The 16,623-nt window shown below is 58.9% G+C and carries 14 protein-coding genes; 1 reads left to right on the top strand and 13 read right to left on the bottom strand.

Features of this window, described 5'->3' with window-relative positions:
• Positions 1 to 331: 331 nt before the first annotated feature.
• From M6G53_RS19385 to cmoM, 7 genes are all read right to left on the bottom strand, one after another.
• On the bottom strand, positions 332 to 979 hold the full coding sequence (locus tag M6G53_RS19385; RefSeq protein ID WP_253333848.1) for an MBL fold metallo-hydrolase: 648 nt from the start codon (positions 977 to 979) through the stop codon (positions 332 to 334).
• A gap of 64 nt (positions 980 to 1,043) precedes the next feature.
• Positions 1,044 to 1,592, bottom strand: a complete 549-nt coding sequence (gene mepK / locus M6G53_RS19380) for a peptidoglycan L,D-endopeptidase MepK (RefSeq protein WP_025302289.1) — start codon at positions 1,590 to 1,592, stop codon at positions 1,044 to 1,046.
• Between the two features lie 180 nt (positions 1,593 to 1,772).
• Entirely contained in the window at positions 1,773 to 3,581 is a 1,809-nt protein-coding gene (gene ldtD / locus M6G53_RS19375) for a L,D-transpeptidase (RefSeq protein ID WP_253333846.1), read from the bottom strand.
• A gap of 219 nt (positions 3,582 to 3,800) precedes the next feature.
• Positions 3,801 to 8,249, bottom strand: coding sequence for a chromosome partition protein MukB (gene mukB, locus M6G53_RS19370; RefSeq protein ID WP_253333844.1), 4,449 nt, complete (start codon positions 8,247 to 8,249; stop codon positions 3,801 to 3,803).
• On the bottom strand, positions 8,246 to 8,974 hold the full coding sequence (gene mukE / locus M6G53_RS19365; protein WP_253333842.1) for a chromosome partition protein MukE: 729 nt from the start codon (positions 8,972 to 8,974) through the stop codon (positions 8,246 to 8,248). Before mukE ends, mukB begins: the two co-directional genes overlap by 4 nt.
• Positions 8,955 to 10,277, bottom strand: a complete 1,323-nt coding sequence (gene mukF / locus M6G53_RS19360) for a chromosome partition protein MukF (protein ID WP_253333840.1) — start codon at positions 10,275 to 10,277, stop codon at positions 8,955 to 8,957. Before mukF ends, mukE begins: the two co-directional genes overlap by 20 nt.
• The gene (gene cmoM, locus M6G53_RS19355; RefSeq protein ID WP_253333838.1) at positions 10,274 to 11,059 is read right to left on the bottom strand and encodes a tRNA uridine 5-oxyacetic acid(34) methyltransferase CmoM; all 786 of its coding nucleotides are present in this window, start codon (positions 11,057 to 11,059) and stop codon (positions 10,274 to 10,276) included. The genes mukF and cmoM overlap by 4 nt, the downstream gene beginning before the upstream one ends.
• A gap of 152 nt (positions 11,060 to 11,211) precedes the next feature.
• Between cmoM and elyC the strand changes: the two genes are divergently transcribed.
• Positions 11,212 to 11,985: an envelope biogenesis factor ElyC gene (elyC, locus tag M6G53_RS19350; RefSeq protein ID WP_253333836.1), complete on the top strand. Its 774-nt coding sequence runs from the start codon at positions 11,212 to 11,214 to the stop codon at positions 11,983 to 11,985.
• A gap of 6 nt (positions 11,986 to 11,991) precedes the next feature.
• On the opposite strand, the gene M6G53_RS19345 is transcribed toward elyC, so the two are convergent.
• The 6 genes from M6G53_RS19345 to cspE form a co-directional block, all read right to left on the bottom strand.
• On the bottom strand, positions 11,992 to 12,888 hold the full coding sequence (locus M6G53_RS19345) for a YcbJ family phosphotransferase (RefSeq protein WP_253333834.1): 897 nt from the start codon (positions 12,886 to 12,888) through the stop codon (positions 11,992 to 11,994).
• A gap of 150 nt (positions 12,889 to 13,038) precedes the next feature.
• Positions 13,039 to 13,788, bottom strand: coding sequence for a 3-deoxy-manno-octulosonate cytidylyltransferase (gene kdsB, locus M6G53_RS19340; RefSeq protein ID WP_004928235.1), 750 nt, complete (start codon positions 13,786 to 13,788; stop codon positions 13,039 to 13,041).
• A complete protein-coding gene (locus M6G53_RS19335; RefSeq protein ID WP_004928237.1) occupies positions 13,785 to 13,967 on the bottom strand; it encodes a Trm112 family protein in 183 nt (60 codons plus the stop codon). Before M6G53_RS19335 ends, kdsB begins: the two co-directional genes overlap by 4 nt.
• A 296-nt stretch (positions 13,968 to 14,263) precedes the next feature.
• On the bottom strand, positions 14,264 to 15,490 hold the full coding sequence (locus M6G53_RS19330; RefSeq protein WP_253333832.1) for a winged helix-turn-helix domain-containing protein: 1,227 nt from the start codon (positions 15,488 to 15,490) through the stop codon (positions 14,264 to 14,266).
• A gap of 113 nt (positions 15,491 to 15,603) precedes the next feature.
• Complete coding sequence (locus M6G53_RS19325) at positions 15,604 to 15,825, bottom strand: cold-shock protein (protein WP_004928241.1); 222 nt, start codon at positions 15,823 to 15,825, stop codon at positions 15,604 to 15,606.
• A gap of 221 nt (positions 15,826 to 16,046) precedes the next feature.
• A complete protein-coding gene (gene cspE / locus M6G53_RS19320; RefSeq protein WP_004928244.1) occupies positions 16,047 to 16,256 on the bottom strand; it encodes a transcription antiterminator/RNA stability regulator CspE in 210 nt (69 codons plus the stop codon).
• Between the last annotated feature and the right edge of the window lie 367 nt (positions 16,257 to 16,623).

Here is a 16,623-nt window from a genome sequence, read left to right as displayed (position 1 = left end):
TGTGCAGTATTGGATAAAAACATAGCTATCTCCCGCCGATAATTTTCATATCAGATCGGGAACAGGTGAAAAGATTCAAAAAAATCCCCAGACAACTGACCTGGGGATTTGTGTAGAAGAGACAGGCTCTATGCGCCCCTTCAAACTGTTGGCAAAGGCGAAAAAAACGTGGTTTTTACGCCTTTGTGGTTATCAGCCGAAAATCAATAAATTGATTTTCCTTATCTTTTTATAAGTTGCCTTCTGTAGGCCTGGCAACACCATCAGGTTTGTTAATTACCTTGAGGGGCGCTCTATGCGCCCCTTGATTATTTCTGCCGGGAAATAATCGTTACCACACCGCCGGCTCTTCGCGCAGGAACGGGTTGGTCTGGCGCTCGTGGCCGAAAGTCGACATCGGGCCGTGGCCAGGAATAAAGCGCATGTCGTCGCCCAGCGGCAGCAGTTTGGTGCGAATAGAGGCAATCAGCGCCTGATGATCACCGCGCGGGAAGTCGCTGCGCCCCACGCCGCCGTTAAACAGTACGTCGCCCACCAGTGCCAAACGCGCCTGCTCATTGATAAAGACGATGTGGCCCGGCGTATGCCCCGGGCAGTGCAGCACCTTGAGCGTCATCTCGCCCACCTGCATCTCATCGCCTTCCGCCAGCCAGCGGGTCGGCGTCAGCGGCGCGCACTCTTCCAGTCCAAACATCCGGCTCTGCGCCGGCAAACCGTCCAGCCAAAACGCGTCTTCTTTATCCGGGCCGTAGATCGGCACCTGATAATGGTCCGCCAGCGCCGCCGCCGCACCGACGTGATCCAAATGGCCGTGCGTCAGCAAGATCTGGGTGATCGTCACCCCCTGCTGCGCCACTTCCGCTTTGATTTTTTCCGCTTCGCCGCCAGGATCGACCAACGCCGCCTGCTGCGTGTTCTCACACCAGATCAGGCTGCAGTTCTGGCTAAAGGCGGTAACGGGAATAAGATGGTATTTCATAAGGCTCCAACGACAATAACGCCGCTTCCGCAAGGGGCGGCGTTATTCACTGATGGCACAGCGATTACCAGGTCCGAACCGGGCCGGTATCGATGTGTACGAAGTTGCTACGTGGGTAATATCCTACACCACCAGCGCGCATTTTTAACGCCGCTTTACGGATATTACTCAATTGGATACCTTCGATGTGGAAATCCATCGCCTGGCCTTTGGTGTGGTAGCTGTGCTTGGCCACGCCGCGGCTGTGCGCACGCAGTTCGTTGTTGGTATCTACGGAACGGTATCCGGAGATCAGCTGCACCGGCTTGCTGGTACCCAGCAGCCCCTGCAGACGATAGAGGTGATCAAACAAGCGGGGATCGATCGATTTAACCTTGTTGGCGCGATAATCGCGGAACAGATGATTGAGCCGCACCAACTCTTCTTTATTGTAACCTTTGCCGTCAAAGAACTCGGCTTTAATAGATTCACCGGTATTCAGGTTATTCAGCACTAAAATACGCGGTCGAGCGGTGGAAAGACTGGCAAACGCCTGCCCTGGAAGCAGCGCTATGCCCATAGCGGCGCCACCTAGCGCCAGCCATTTACGGCGGTGATGATCAATTTTGTCCATGACTCTGTTAAACCCGGCAAGAATGTCAAAATAAATGCACAAAACAGCGCACTGTCCGAACCATAACCGCCTGCGTATGCTGAGTCAACCCGCGATACGCCTAGGTTTACAGGCCCCCGGTTACAGGGGCCTGCGGTATAGCCAAACATTCTGACCGTTATTTATTTATAATTACTGCATTTACTGCATTAATTTTTTGGCCTGGGCCAAAATTTGTGCGCCCGATCGCACCGTATTATCATAATTGTAAATATCTGTACGGAATTGCGGTTGGCCGTCATCGGAAACCCAGGCGGTCAGATAATACAGTTTTACGGGAATACGCTGGCGAATATTCACATAAGTGGTATTACCCTCTTTCAGCGTGGAGGAAACGCGGCTATTGTTCCAGCCGGCATCCTGCAGCAGCATATTTGCCAAATCGGAAGCTTTGTTCACCCGCACGCAGCCGGAGCTGAGCGCACGGATGTCTTTCTGGAACAGGCTGTGGTTCGGGGTATCGTGCAGGTAGATGGCTTCCGAGCTCGGCATATTAAACTTGAAACGCCCCAGTGAGTTGGTGGCCCCCGGCGCCTGACGCACGCGATACGGGAAGTTGCGCGCAGAGACCATGTTCCAGTCGATCATCGCCGGGTTGATCACTTCCGCATCGTTGCTCCAGCCCGACAGCACGGTATAACCGTGTTTTTGGAAATAGCTACCGTCACGCATCGCCTTCGGCACGATATCCTCGCGCACCAGGGTGGTCGGCACGTTCCACGGCGGGTTAACCACCACGTTGTTCAACGCGCTGCTCATCAGCGGCGTCTTGCGGCTCGGCCGCCCGACGATAACGCGGGAAGACAGCACTTCGTTGCCGTTCTGGTAGTAGGTCAGCGAATAGTTGGGAATGTTCACCATAATGCCGGTGCTGACATGCCCCGGTAAAATCCGCAGACGCTGGATATTCAGCGCCAACAACGCGGCGCGGGTTTTCGGCGACACATTGAGCCACTCGCGGGTACGTACGCCGATCACGCCGTCCGCCGTCAGCCCCTGCCATTTCTGGAAGCGCTTGACCCCTTCCACCAGCTCGTTGGTATAGAGATTGTCACTCACCACGCTGCCAACCTGCGGCGGCGTCTGTTCCGCGGTCAACTCCGTTACCGGGGCCGCCGATGGGCTGACCGTCACGCGGCTTTTCTCTTCGTCTACCGTCAGCCCGCCGTCGTCGGGCTCATTGCTTTTCGCCGAGACCACCGCCGGTTCCGGCTCCGCTTCCGGCGCCGAGGCGGCCAGCATGCCGGTGCGCGACAGGATTTCGCGCAGCGCCGGGATATCGTTGCTCATTTGGCCTGGGCGCAGGCTCGGGCCGCTGCCCACCTGCGGCCAGGGGCGATTGTCCGCCAGCATGTCGCGCAGCGCCTGATGCATCTTGGCGTATTGCGGGTGCTGTGGCGCAAGCGAATTCACATAGCTCAGGGTACGCGCCTGGCGCACCGCCAGCTGCCATTGGTTGATCACCGCAGTGGGCGGCAAGCCAAGCTTGTAGGGTATATTGCTGTACAGCCAGTTGTTGCCGTTGGCGCCGATGGCGGACACGAACTGCAAGTAGCCCAGCATCGCGTCGGACAGCACCACATCACGCCCCACTTCATTGAGCGCCGGATCGGTCAACATCTTCACCCATTGGGTAAACTGCGGCTGCACGCCGGACATCGCCAGCTCGGCCAGCTGCTGTTGAAACTGCTGAACGGCTTCGCGATCTTGCCACATCGGCTGCATACGGTTCGCCGCATACAGCGGCGCCAACGTGGAGAGATAGTGCAACTCCATGCCGCGCGGCAACGCGGCCAGCAGCTCAGAACGGCTCTGCGCAACGGACATGCCTGCTGACGCCACCGGCAACGCCGCCACGGTGGCCGATGCGGAAAACGACGACACCAGACTACAGACGATAGCGCCACTCAGCGCCAAACGTCGTAGAGAGTTTCCCTTTTTAAGCAACATCCCTTGCCCCCTGTATGCTCACAAAAAAACCTCAAAAACTGCATATAGCTTCAGTATACAAACAGAAAGGCCGTTTCGCCCTGCGGGCGCCGAATAACTGTTTATGTAATTAAACTAACCGCTTTTCAACGAATAAAAAAGCAGGTCTATCTTCCACGCGCACAAAAAAATAGCCACCCTGCGGCGGCTATTTTCGGATTTTTAGGGCGTTTTTCTGCGTTACGGCGCTTCGACCGGCGCAGTGCCCAGCGCAGGCGGCTCGCCGGCGAAACCGCGCAGCCCCACCACGTGCACGTGCTCGTGGTTCTGGAACACCTTACGCACCAGTTTATAGGTGGTGCCCTTCTCCGGACTGATGTTTTCCGGCGCGGCAATGATCAGCTGCATCTCCAGACGGTCGCACAGCTCGAACAACGTAGCGATCGACTTGGCATCCAGACGCGCCGCTTCATCGAGGAACAGCAGGCGACACGGCGAGATGTCTTTACCGCGCAGGCGGCGGGATTCCTCTTCCCAGCTCTGCACCACCATCACCAGGATTGACATCCCGGTGCCAATGGCCTCACCGGTAGACAACGCGCCACTTTCCGCACGCAGCCAGCCGTCGGAGCCGCGGTACACCTCCACTTCCATCTCCAGGTAGTTGCGGTAGTCCAGCAACTCCTCGCCGATGGTCTGCGGCGTGCGCTGCCCCATGTCGATCTGCGGGTTCAGGCGCTGATACAGCTTGGCCAACGCTTCGGAGAAGGTCAGGCGGTTGCTGTTGAACAGATCCTGATGCTGTTCCTGTTGCTCGGAGAGCACGTCCAGCAGGGTAGCATGCGCTTCACGTACGTTGACGTTCAGGCGCACGCTTTTCACCTGACCGAAGGCGACAGCCTGCAGCCCCTGGTTCAGCATGCGAATGCGGTTCTGTTCGCGCTGAATGGTTTTGCGAATGATGTTGGCCACGCTTTTCGAACTGATCGCCAGTTTCTGCTCGCGCGCGGTCAGTTCTTCGGTCAGACGGCCCAGCTCAATCTCCATCTGCTCGATGGCCTCGACCGGATCGTCGGTACGGATGATATCCTGACGGATACGCTCGCGCAGGTGCTGGTACACCGCAATATAGAACTGAATCTTACGCTCCGGCCGCTTCGGATCCTCCGACAGGCGCAGCACGTCGCGCAGGTGTTCGTTGTCCGCCACCGCCAAACGCAGCGCACCGAGCGCCTTATCCGACATCGAACGCAGCTCGTCGCCATCCATATACGCCAGCTCGCGGCGATGCAGGCGGCGCTCCACGCCGTTGTCTTTCACCAGGCGCATCACCGCGCACCAGCCCGCCTTGGCGGTCACCACCTGCTCGCGCAGCTGATGATAGTCGCGTTCCAGCTTACGCAGCTTCTTCTGCAGGCCGTCCATTTCGGCTTCGCAGAAGGTCAGCTGTTTCTCCAGCTGGTTGCGGCGAGCGCGGTTGTTGCTCAGCGCCGCATGCAGCTCGTCGCGGCGCTGACGGGCGCGCGCTTCGGCGTTGGCGTCGGCCTGCACGCCGATGTCCACCAGCTCCTGGCTCAGCTCTTTCAGCATGTCGCGCTTGGCGTCGTACGAGCTTTTCAGCGAGGCCAGCACCTGGCTGTACTGGGTGAACTGGGTTTGATACTGACGCAGTTGCTCACGGGCGCGGGCGCGTTCGGCTTCCGCCTGTTCCAGACGCTGGCGCAGCTTGTCGTTGAGATCGTTGTTGGCATTCTGCATACCGGCGGAGTCGGTGTAGCTGAAGTGCGCGCGGCGCTGCACCACTTCCGTCAGCGCGAACGCCTGCTGTTTAGCCTGACGCTGCACGCTTTGCGCCTGCGCGTAGTCCTGCTGCAGCTGCTCATGCTGCTGCGGATCGCTCTGCAGCACCGACAACAGCGGCTCCAGCTTGGTCAGCGACACGCCGTGCTGCTGAATATGACGCGCGGCGTCCTGCGCTTCTTCCAGCTCTTCGCGGATCTCGTCGACGCGATCCTGCAGCGTTTCGTCGTTCAGCAACGACACCAGCGGCATCAGGCGGTTGAGCGCAGAAATGCCCTCTTTGGCCTGATCGTACTGCTGACGCTGCTGCTGGTTCTGTGCTTCGTGATTGTTCAACGCACGTTCGATCTCGCCACGACGGGCGTTCAGGCCGCGGATCTCCGCTTCCGGGTCGGCGTCGAACGCCACCGCCAGATGGGTGCCGATAAAGCGGCTGAAGGCCTGGTGCGAGCGCTGGGTTTTCTGCACGTCGAACGACAGCGTGGCGTAACGCTCTGCCAGCGTTTCACGCTCGGCATGCAGCACTTCCAGGCGGTTTTCACGCGCCGCGCGGCCGAACAACGGCACTTCCGGGTAGCGCGAATAACGCCACTGGCGATCGGCGATTTTCACCACCACCGCTTTGTCCTGCTCTTCGACAGCGAATACGCTGTCATCGAACGACTGCGGATCCCCCTCGATCAGGTAAAGATCTTCCGGGCAATCTTCCAGCCCTTCCAGCATTTCGCGCACCAGCGACAGATCCGGCACCACGATGGCGTGGCGCGAAGGGCCGTACAGCGCCGAGAAGTAAGGCGCATCGTCGATGGTGACGTCATCGTAAATTTCCGACAGCAGCACGCCGCCGAAACGTTCGGCCAGCGTGACCAGGCGCTGATCTTCCGCGCCGCCCGGCTGGCTGAGACGTTCGATCTGCGCTTCCACTTCACGCTTGCGGGCCGCCACTTCGTCGCGCTCGACGGTGGTTTCACGCTCGCGCTCCAGCAGCTGCTGCATGTATTCGGTCACCTGCTGGCTGTTTTCCAGCGGCTCGCCGCTCTGATCGCTGAGCTGGCCCAGGGCGTCCTGCGCCGCCAGCCATACCGGCGCGCGCGCCGTCAGCTCGCGGATGCGCTGCTGGATCTGCTCCAGCTCCTGGCGCATCTCCATACGGCGTTCGCCGGCTTCGCTGACGTTCTGCGACAACGCTTCCAGGCGCTCTTCCAGCTCCTGCTGCAGCATGTCGAGATCGTCCGGCTGGTACTCTTGGCCATGGCGTTTGCAAAACTCTTGCAGCAGGCGCTCGGCATCCTGCTGCGAGCGCAGGCGCTGTTCCAGTTCGCTCAGGCGCAGGCGCAGCGGCTGAACGCGCTCGGCGAGGTGCTGCTGCGAAGGCCAGTCACGCAACAATTCGCGCGCGCACTGCCAGGCTTCGCTGCGGCTGACCTGGCCGGCGATTTTACCCACCAGCTGATAGGCCTGCTCGAACTGGCCGTGCGCAGCATCGGCCACGCTCAGCTTCTGTTCCAGCATCAGCAACGCTTCGGTGGCTTCCTGCTCGCGGGCCTGGAAGGTGTCCAACCACTGTTCGGCATTATCGGCGGTCAGATCCGGCAGTTGGCACAAGGCGCGTGCGCGCTCCAGCGCCTGCAGCGCCTGTTGGTACTGAATGGCGCGGGTCTGCTGCACGTCGAGCGCCTGCTGGTAGTCGGCCAGTTGGCTCTTCAGCTCATCCACTTCCAGCTCGGCCGCTTCGGCGCGCGCTTCGTGTTCGGCCTGTTGCTCGCTCGCCTCGGCCACCACTTCGTTCTGCTCTTCCAGACGGTAGGTCAGTTCTTCCAGATCGGCTTCATAGCGCTCGATCTTCTCCTGCTGACGCATCGCCGTCTGCACCAGATTCAGGTGATCGCTGGCGGCCTGGTAATCGGTTTCCAGATCGGATTCCGCTCCGCTTTGCTCGCTCAGCTCACGCGCCATTTCCACATGGCGAAACTGTTCGGCGGCCAGTTGCTTGCGGCTGCCCAGCAGATCGCTGCGCAGCGCCAGCGCGCCGTCCAGATGGATGCGGCGTTCATTGGCGTGGCGCATATAGTCCGCCGCCACATAGGACGTGGCCTCGGAGATCAGATGCTTGAACAGATCGCGATCCGACTGGGTAACGCGGATCGCCTCCAGCGTCATGCGGTTTTCGCGCAGCGCCGCTTCCATATCCTGGAACGCCTTGCGCACGCCGCTGTTTTCCGGCAGCAGGTAATCGCGCAGCGAGCGGGTGATGGCGCTGGAAATACCGCCGTACAGCGACGCTTCAATCAGACGATAGAATTTGCTGCGATCGGCGGACGAACGCAGGCGTTTGGGGATCACGCCCAGATCGAACATCAGCGAGTGGTAATCGGTGATGGAGTTGAACTGCTTGAACTGCACGCCCTCCATCTCTTCCACGCGATCCTTCAGCTCCTGCAGCGACAGCACGCGCGCCTGGCGCTCACCCACAGTCTGGGTCAGCAGCTCGGTCGGCTGTATCGCGGTCGGCAGGCCCTGGATGGTGAAAGGTTTGATGTCGACCTTGCGGTCGCGCCCCGCCACCTGCTGCAGGCGCACGCCGACCACCACGCGCTGGTGGCGCGAGTTGACGACGTCGAGGGTCGAGTAACACACGCCGGCGCGCAGCTTGCCGTGCAGGCCTTTGTCGCGCGAGCCGCTGGTGGCACCCGCTTCGGTGGTGTTACGGAAGTGCAGCAGCGTCAGATCGGGGATCAGCGCGGTGACAAAGGCCGCCATGGTGGTGGATTTCCCCGCCCCGTTACCGCCGGACAGCGTGGTCACCAGCTCATCCAGATCAAAGGTGCGGGCGAAGAAGCCGTTCCAGTTAACCAGCGTCAGCGAGCGAAATTTACCGCGTTCAATCATTCCTGTTCATCCTCTGCACCATCAGGAGCGTTATCGACCTGCTGATCCTCAGCCTCATTCTCATCGTTCAGCGCCAGGCTGTTTTCAACCGGCATCGCCTCGCCGTCGCGAATCATGCGCAGCTGCGCCTCGCGCGGATCGTCGCCGCTGCGCACGTCGGCGCCGAAGCGGAACACCGCCTCGGTAATGCGGAACTTGCTGCTGTCATTGCCCATGAAATAGACCATGCCCAAACGGCGCAGGCGGTTCAGCGAGGTGCGCACCTTTTCGTGCAGTTTCTGTCGATCGAGATCCGATCCGGTGGAGCGCTGGTTAACGAACTTCAGCAGCTTGTTCTCATCGGCCAGGCTCAGCAGCTCGTCGTACAGCTCCTGATGGCTGAAAATGCCTTCATGCGCCAGGCGCTCGGGGCTGAGGTACAGGTAGCACAAGATTTTTCCGACCATCATATCCAGCTCGGACAGCACCGAACGCGGGATCAGCGTGGTGGAGCGCGGGCGCAAATAGAAGAAGCCTTCCGGCGCCCGAATCAGCTCGACGCTGTAACGGTTGTAAAACTCTTCCAGCTCATCCTGGAAATCCATTAAAAAAGCGTGGTTGTCCAGCTCATCGATACCGATGTGACGACCCGCACGCAGTTGGCTGTCCAGCGCCGGGAACAGCGAATTGGACAGCGCCTTGGCCAGCTTGACTGGCATTACTTGTTCAATATTTGTCGATGACATGGGCCTGGACCTTGGCTCCGTAATCATTGATTGCCTGCCATTCCGCCGGCAACCCTGAGAAATCTGCTTCAGCCACACCGAGGCGCACCGCCTGGTCGACCACTAAACGTGCCACGTCGAAATGACGCGCACGCGGATATTGCGCCAGGTAATCGCGCATCACCGCTGCAAGGTTGAGCGGCATCTGCTGTTCCTGATACACCTTCAGCGCCTCTTCGATCATCGCCGCCAGCTGTTCGCGAATTTCGTTGAACTCTTCGAACTCCAGATCCGGCGGCAGTTCCCCGGTCACTTCCTCGCTGCGCAGCGCCAGTTCTTCGTCGCGCATATCCAGCAGACGATCGGCATTGGCATGGGTCAGCGTCCACGGATTATCGAAATAGGTTTGCACCGACTGGCGCAGGCGTTGGGCGAACACGCGGTTTTTATCCATATCGATAGCGGTACGGATAAATTTGTGCACGTGACGATCGTAGCCGATCCACAGGTCGATCGCCTGCTGGCCCCAGCTGATGATGCGATCCAGCTTGCTTTGCAGATCGAACACCAGCTTGTCGACGAAGCCCAGCTCCACGTTGCCAAGCGTGGCGTCCTGGATGCGCAGCAGGTTAGCCTGCAGCTTGTCGCCCGCCGCATCCAGCGTATCCTGCAGCTCGCGCAGGGTGCCCGAGGTTTCCGACAGCAGCATCTCGCAGCTGGAGATCGCCGCCCGCCAGTCTTTGCTCAGCAGCGCCGCGATGTCGTTTTTCACGCTCTGCTGCTGCTCGTCCATCACGCGTTGGGTCATGTCGATGCTGTCGAAGATTTCCGCCACCGAATATTTCAACGGCGCGAACACGTTGCGGTGCCAATGGAAATCGTCGCCGCCCTCGTCGGCGGCGTCGGCGGCGCGCTTGAGCTCCTGCGCCACGATCGACAGCTGCATCGACAGACGCAGCGTGGAGAATTCGCGTTGGCGAATATAGTAATCGGTAATGCCGATACCCAGCGGCGTGAGGCGGTAAATCGCGTTGCCGTCCGCCAGTTCGCTGGTAAAGCGGTTCAACAGGCGCTGGCGCACCATGTCGTTGATCGCATTGTTGGCGCGCATCGCCACCGTTTCATGCGTCTGTTCAAAACCTTTGCTGACATGGCGAAATGCATCAACCAGCTCACCTTCGCTCATCTCGCCGTCCAGCCGTTCGCCGTTCAGGGTGGCGATGGCGAGCAGAAATGCGAGACGCTCCGTAGGGAGCGAAATAGAGAAATCATTTTTCCGTGCCCAGGCGACCAGTTCGGGTACTGTCTGGGAAAATTCACTCATAGTTCGTCCTTCAGGTTTGGTTTATGCGCCATGACGTGAATATAGCGCCCCAAACTCACGTACGGCTCCTGCCGGCAATAGTGCTGTTCAAGCGCCAGTAACTCTTCAAATTTTTGTGTTTGCAGCTGTCTGCTCTGCAGATAGTCGTGGAACACCCGCACGCCGGTTTTGCCGCCGATGCGCATGCCCAGCTGTTCCAGCCAACCGTAGACCGATAGCGGATCGTGCGGATATTGTGGCGACAGCGAACGCTTGCGGCGCCGTCTGACCTCGGGATCCACCAGTTGGAAATTACCCAACACCACATTGCGCATCAAGAGGCCGTTGGCGTTGAAGAACATCAGCGACAGCGCGCCACCCGGCGTCAGGCAGTCATACAACGCCTGCAGCGCCGCTTCAGGCTCGGCGATCCATTCAAGCACTGCATGAAACAATATCAGATCAACCGGCTGTTCCAAATGTTGAGCGATATCCTGCGCAGAACTTTGTACGAATTGCATGTTCTGGCTCACACCTTTCTGCTGCGCCAGCTGCGCGGCGCGCTGGATCATCTCACCAGAAAGATCGCACAACAACACCTGATGTCCTAATTCTGCCAGTTGGCAGGCCATATGGCCTTCACCGCCCCCGGCGTCGAGGATGCGCAGCGGCCGCTGCGGCAACTGCGCCAACAGCCCGGTCAGATCCTGCCAAACTACCGCCTGGCGGATTTTCCCTTTTGTGGTGCCGTAAATGTTACGCGCAAATTTTTCAGCAATATCGTCAAAATTGCGATCCTGCATGGACAACGGCTCCGCTGATCTCATTCCTGTCGGCGGCAAAGCGCACGCCCATTCAAACCTGCTATTTTGGCACAGACTGGCTTAGAATGTATCTTCTTGCGGCCTGTTTATGCCCGGATGCCGCTTTTTCACCCAAAAGGATCTGATTTTCGATGCTGTTCAACCTGAAAAAGTTCTTCGGCGCCCTGCTGATGCCGCTGCCGCTGTTGATGCTGCTGATGGGGCTGGCGCTACTGCTGCTGTGGTTCACCCGCTGGCAAAAAAGCGGTAAAACGATTTTCACGCTGAGCTGGCTGTTTTTGCTGCTTTTCAGCCTGCAACCGGTGGCCGACCGGCTGCTGCGGCCACTCGAAGCCGAATACCAGACTTATCGCGGCAACGATCCGGTCAGCTACATCGTGGTGTTGGGTGGGGGCTATACCTACAATCCCGACTGGGCGCCCAGCTCGAACCTGCTCGGCAACAGCCTACCGCGCGTAACGGAAGGCGTGCGGCTTTACCTTACGCATCCCGGTACCAGGATGGTGTTTACCGGTGCCTCCGGCGGGCGCATGCAAAGCAATGCCGCCACCGCGGCGCTGGTGGCCGAAAGCCTCGGCGTACCGCGCAGCGATATGGTGATCCTGGGCGAACCGCGCGATACCGAGGAAGAAGCCGTTCAGGTAGCGAAGCTGGTCGGTGAGCAGCCGTTCATTCTGGTGACCTCCGCCAACCATCTGCCGCGCGCCATGCGCTTCTTCGAGGCTAAAGGCCTGCATCCGATCCCGGCGCCGGCCAACCAGCTGGCGATCGACTCGCCGCTGAACATCTGGGATCGCGCCACGCCATCGTCGATGTTCCTCGGCCATACCGAGCGCGCCTGGTATGAAACGCTGGGCAGCCTGTGGCAATGGCTGAAAGGCGCGGATCGCGCCGGCGCCGAGTAAAGCCTCTCAGCCGGCCAGCCAAGGCAGCAGCTGTTGCGACGCATAGTCGAACGGCCGCCGCTCCAGCTTGCCGGTATGAACCAAGCGCCCTACCGCTTCCCACACCACGTACAGCCAGCGCCGCGCCAGGAAAGCGTCCGCGACCGGCGCGCGCTGCAAATAGCTGAACAACAGTTGGCTGGGCATACCCGCCTCGCACAGGCGGAAAAGATCGTATTCGCGTGGCGCCCACAGCACCACGCCGGGATTGAGCATCGCCAACAGCTGATCGCTTTTGGGATCTTTCAGCATGCTGCGCAGCGACAGGTTACCGTGCACCAGCACGCAGGGATCGTCGAAACCGACGAAGAAATGGGTCAGCGCTTCGCGCGTGCGGTACAGCAAACGCCGATCCGCCATGGTCAGCTGTGGGGTGGTCAGATTGACTACCGTCGCCCATAGCACTTCGACCCGCTGTTGATACCAACAAAACCAGTCGTTCTCCTGCGTGCTGTCAACGCTGCCGACGCTGCCGTGGCTATCAATGCGGTGCCAGGCCAATACCCCGTCAACGATCTGTTCCATCAGCATGTTCCAGCGATCCGGTGAACGCGTCGGCGCTTCGGCCGACACGCCGCGCAGACGCTCGATCAGCAGAATTTCCTTATACGGCGCCTGGTGGGTACATACCACACCGTACACCGTAGGCAGACGTATATCCCCGTCGCGCGCCAGCATCGACAGCTTGTAAGCCTCCTGCTGAGCGATGCCCTGACAGATAAAGCTTTTCGCCATCAGCGGAATGGCGTTGCCCTGCCGATCGTACAGCGAATACATATGCGCATAAGGCTGCTCGCTCACCCGTTCCAGCCGGCTGATGGACTCACCCAGCACAATGCTCAGTTCAGCGCGTAACTGCTCCATAAGGCATTCACCTCGGGCTAATAAGGGGGATGCGTAACATCATCGAACGGTGAGCGGAAAATTTCTTCAACGCAGATCAACAAAACGGGGATCAATAATGAGAGGTGTTGCATCGTCGGCGCGTTGCGCGGCGCGCCGACGAACTCAGGCTCAGGGTTGAATGCTGTCGCGCACGCGCTGGAGATCTTCCGGCGTATCGACCCCCACGCTCGGGATCGCTTTCGCGACCGCCACGTGGATTTTTTCACCGTACCACAGCACGCGCAGCTGTTCCAACAGCTCGATCTGCTCCAGCTGGCTCGGCGCCCAGCTGACATAGCGACGCACGAAGCCGGCGCGGTACGCGTAGATGCCGATGTGGCGCAGCAAGCTGTCGCCGATGCTCTCTTTCGACGCGGCGAAACGCTCGCGATCCCACGGAATGGTGGCGCGTGAGAAGTAGAGCGCGTAGCCCTGCGCATCCATCACCACCTTCACCGCGTTGGGGTTGAAAGCCTCTTCGGCGCTCTCGATCGGCACCGCCAGCGTCGCCATGCCGGCCTGGCTGCCCGCCAGGTTCTCCGCCACCTGACGCACGATAACCGGTGGGATCAGCGGCTCGTCGCCCTGCACGTTAACGATGATCTGGTCGTCGGCAAAGCCGTAGTGCGCGATCACCTCCGCCAAACGCTCGGTGCCGGAATGATGATCCGGGCTGGTCATGCACACTTCGCCGCCGGCGGCTTCCACCGCTTTGGCGACTTCAGGGTGATCGGTCGCCACGATGACGCGGCTGGCGCCGGACTCGCGAGCGCGCTCCATCACGTGCACCACCATCGGTTTGCCGTGAATATCGGCCAGCGGTTTACCCGGCAAACGGGTTGAGGCATAGCGGGCGGGAATAATAGCGATAAAACTCATGCGTGTTTCTCATCCAGCGACAGCGCACGCGCTTCATTTTCCAACAGCACCGGGATGCCGTCGCGCAGCGGGTAAGCCAACCCGTCCGCTTTGCACACCAGCTCCTGGTTTTCTTTATTGAAATAGAGTTTGCCGTTGCATACCGGGCAGGCAACGATTTCGAGTAAACGGTGGTCCATGCATCCTCCGCAAGGGGATAGGTCATCTGGGAAAGGCAGTGAGGATAGCATAACGCCCGGCCTCAGGTTAATCATCGGCGGCGCCAAGCCGCCGATATTTCCCCACCGCGCCGGCACAACGGCTTGAACTGCGGCGCATCCCGGCGTAGAATTTTGTGATACAAATCACAAAAAGGCAGTAATACGTGATCAAACGTCTGCATAAAATCATCGCTCTGTTCGCTAACTTCAGCCACTGAGCCCCTTTGTAACGAGCGGCGCTGAACTTCGTTTTACCCCACCGACGGCGTCGTTCGTTATCCCACTTCCCAGCCGGCTCCCCATTCGGCGGCCAACGCGGCCGGAATGTCGCCCAGCGCGACGCGTTGCGCACCGTGCCATTTGGCCGTGCGCGCGATGGCTTGCCGGATATCCTGCGCCCGCTGTTTGCCGAAGCGCACCTGCGGCTCCGCGTGGAAGCTGATGATCTCGAATATGCCCTGGCGGCGGTGCGCCTTGGCGTCAATGCGCCCTACCAGCTCACCGCGGTGCAGCACCGGCAAAGTGAAGTACCCATAGCGGCGTTTTTCTTTCGGCGTATAACACTCCAGCCGATAGTCAAAGTTGAACAGCTCCAGCGCCCGGCGACGATCCCAAACTACCGGATCAAAGGGTGACAGCAGACTGGTGACCGTCGATTTGAGTTTGCCCTGCGCCGCCAGCGGCAGCAGTTCCGCCAGTGATTCATGCACATAGAACTGCCCTTCCAGCCCATCTACCTGCATCGGCGTAATCGCCCCCTGCTCCTGCAGCTCTGCCAACAAGGCTTTTGGCGCCACGCGTTTCAGCCGATAGTAATCCGCCAACCATTCGGCGCGGAAGATGCCCAGGTAGCGGCAGGTACGGCGCAGCATCTGCCTGCGCGCCCGCTCCGCAGACAACGTATGACGCGCATCGTCCCAGCCCGGCAGCAGCCGTTCGGTCAGATCGTAAACCCGGTGGAAATTGCGGCGTTCGGCCACCATCAGCTTGCCAGCGGTAAACAGGATCTCCAGGTGTCGTTTCTCCGGTTTCCAATCCCACCATCCGCTGTTGCCCTTTTTCTCGGCGCTGAAATCGGCGGAACGCACCGGCCCCTGCTGTTCGATGTGCCGCAGCAGGCTGTCCATCGCCGCCTGGTGCTGCTGCACCCAGTCGGCCGAGTATTTCCAGCCCATATCATGGGGCGCCAGCATGCGATGCCGCAGCAGACCGAAATCCTCGATCGGCAGGAAACAAGCCTCATGCGCCCAATACTCGAACAGCTTGCGGCCAGCGAGCGCCTGCTCCAGCCACTCCGGCTGATAGGCCCCCAAGCGGCTGAACAGCACCAGATAAGGGCTGCGGGCAACGACGCTAATGGTATCGATTTGTAACAGCCCCATGCGCTGGATCGCACTCACGACGTCATCTGGCCGAGCCTGGCGTTTAAGCGGAGCAAGCAGCCCCTGGGCAGCAAGGTGCAGCGCGCGAGCGGCGGTAAGGGAAATCATCGGGGGGGTCATCCTGATATCCGTGGCAAGTAGGCAGTGGCCTGATAATAGTGGATATCGAGAGATTTATCTTCGCCAGTGCTTGCGGGTGGCGACACCGGCACTGGCGAGGAAGGAGGGTGCGATCAGAACGCGATAACGTCTGCCGCAGACAGCCCATGCGAGCTGCGATAGATCGAGAACTCAACGTTCTGACCTTCGTTCAACGACTTATTTTTGGTGTTGGCGATAGCGTTGCGATTGACATAGATTTCGTCGCTGCCATCTACCGGTGAAATAAAACCATAGCCTTCGGCCTGATTAAACCATTTCACGCGGCCCATTTTTAACACAGTATTTTTAAACATAACTTATATCCTTTTACTTGAGCATCCTTGACAACGTCATTTTTTATATTGTCTGGACGCTACCAGCCCATCCTAAAGTTTTTCGTAACAAACCTCTCGTGAGCAAAAAATAAAAAACCCGCACTAAGGCGGGCTTGTTGAACTTAATATCTTCCGCATGACTCAGCGCTAAAGCGCCGCCATGGTTGTATTAAGATCTCTTATACGCGTTCCCTGTAATCTTACAGAGCAACTACGTTGGCGGCAGCCGGCCCGCGCGGGCTGTCCTGGATGGTGTACTCGACGCGCTGGCCTTCAGCCAGGGTCTTGAAACCGTCGGTCATGATTGCGGAGAAGTGTACGAATACATCTTTGCCGCCGTCGTGCTGCTCAATGAAACCAAAACCTTTGCTTTCGTTGAACCACTTAACCTGACCAGTCTTCTTAGACATTACATTTACCTTTAAATATATTTACAAAACCTGCCATAAGAGGCAATTGGGGCCGTTTCAGAAACATTACTTATGGGAGGTACTTAGAAGGTTCGTCTTTGAAGCGGAATCGGATGATAACGTTTTTGGAGGAACTGCTTAACTCTAAACTCGAACATAAATAGGTCTGGATCACAGGCCGACTTGCATTTACTCATAAAAATGGTGAATGCACAAGAGGTTTATTGCATTAAATTCGCCATTACGCCGAATTTATTTTTATACCCCTGAATACACATGAATTAATTTACCGTTCTCCGCAGCCCATCCACCGCCTCTGCCCCCAGGCCGGCGCATCATTTGTCCGTCTGTGCGCTGCAAATGAGAG

It is taken from the genome of Serratia nevei, from assembly GCF_024160145.1.
Lineage (GTDB): Bacteria > Pseudomonadota > Gammaproteobacteria > Enterobacterales > Enterobacteriaceae > Serratia > Serratia nevei_A.
This window is presented reverse-complemented; position numbering and strand designations above follow the sequence as displayed.

Excerpts from the sequence above, each read along its gene's own strand:
- cmoM (WP_253333838.1), bottom strand. The coding sequence starts at position 11,059 with ATGCAGGATCGCAATTTTGACGATATTGCTGAAAAATTTGCGCGTAAC.
- elyC (WP_253333836.1), top strand. The coding sequence starts at position 11,212 with ATGCTGTTCAACCTGAAAAAGTTCTTCGGCGCCCTGCTGATGCCGCTG.
- ldtD (WP_253333846.1), bottom strand. The coding sequence starts at position 3,581 with ATGTTGCTTAAAAAGGGAAACTCTCTACGACGTTTGGCGCTGAGTGGC.
- M6G53_RS19325 (WP_004928241.1), bottom strand. The coding sequence starts at position 15,825 with ATGTTTAAAAATACTGTGTTAAAAATGGGCCGCGTGAAATGGTTTAAT.
- mepK (WP_025302289.1), bottom strand. The coding sequence starts at position 1,592 with ATGGACAAAATTGATCATCACCGCCGTAAATGGCTGGCGCTAGGTGGC.
- cspE (WP_004928244.1), bottom strand. The coding sequence starts at position 16,256 with ATGTCTAAGAAGACTGGTCAGGTTAAGTGGTTCAACGAAAGCAAAGGT.
- M6G53_RS19385 (WP_253333848.1), bottom strand. The coding sequence starts at position 979 with ATGAAATACCATCTTATTCCCGTTACCGCCTTTAGCCAGAACTGCAGC.
- mukF (WP_253333840.1), bottom strand. The coding sequence starts at position 10,277 with ATGAGTGAATTTTCCCAGACAGTACCCGAACTGGTCGCCTGGGCACGG.
- mukB (WP_253333844.1), bottom strand. The coding sequence starts at position 8,249 with ATGATTGAACGCGGTAAATTTCGCTCGCTGACGCTGGTTAACTGGAAC.
- mukE (WP_253333842.1), bottom strand. The coding sequence starts at position 8,974 with ATGTCATCGACAAATATTGAACAAGTAATGCCAGTCAAGCTGGCCAAG.
- M6G53_RS19330 (WP_253333832.1), bottom strand. The coding sequence starts at position 15,490 with ATGACCCCCCCGATGATTTCCCTTACCGCCGCTCGCGCGCTGCACCTT.
- kdsB (WP_004928235.1), bottom strand. The coding sequence starts at position 13,788 with ATGAGTTTTATCGCTATTATTCCCGCCCGCTATGCCTCAACCCGTTTG.
- M6G53_RS19345 (WP_253333834.1), bottom strand. The coding sequence starts at position 12,888 with ATGGAGCAGTTACGCGCTGAACTGAGCATTGTGCTGGGTGAGTCCATC.
- M6G53_RS19335 (WP_004928237.1), bottom strand. The coding sequence starts at position 13,967 with ATGGACCACCGTTTACTCGAAATCGTTGCCTGCCCGGTATGCAACGGC.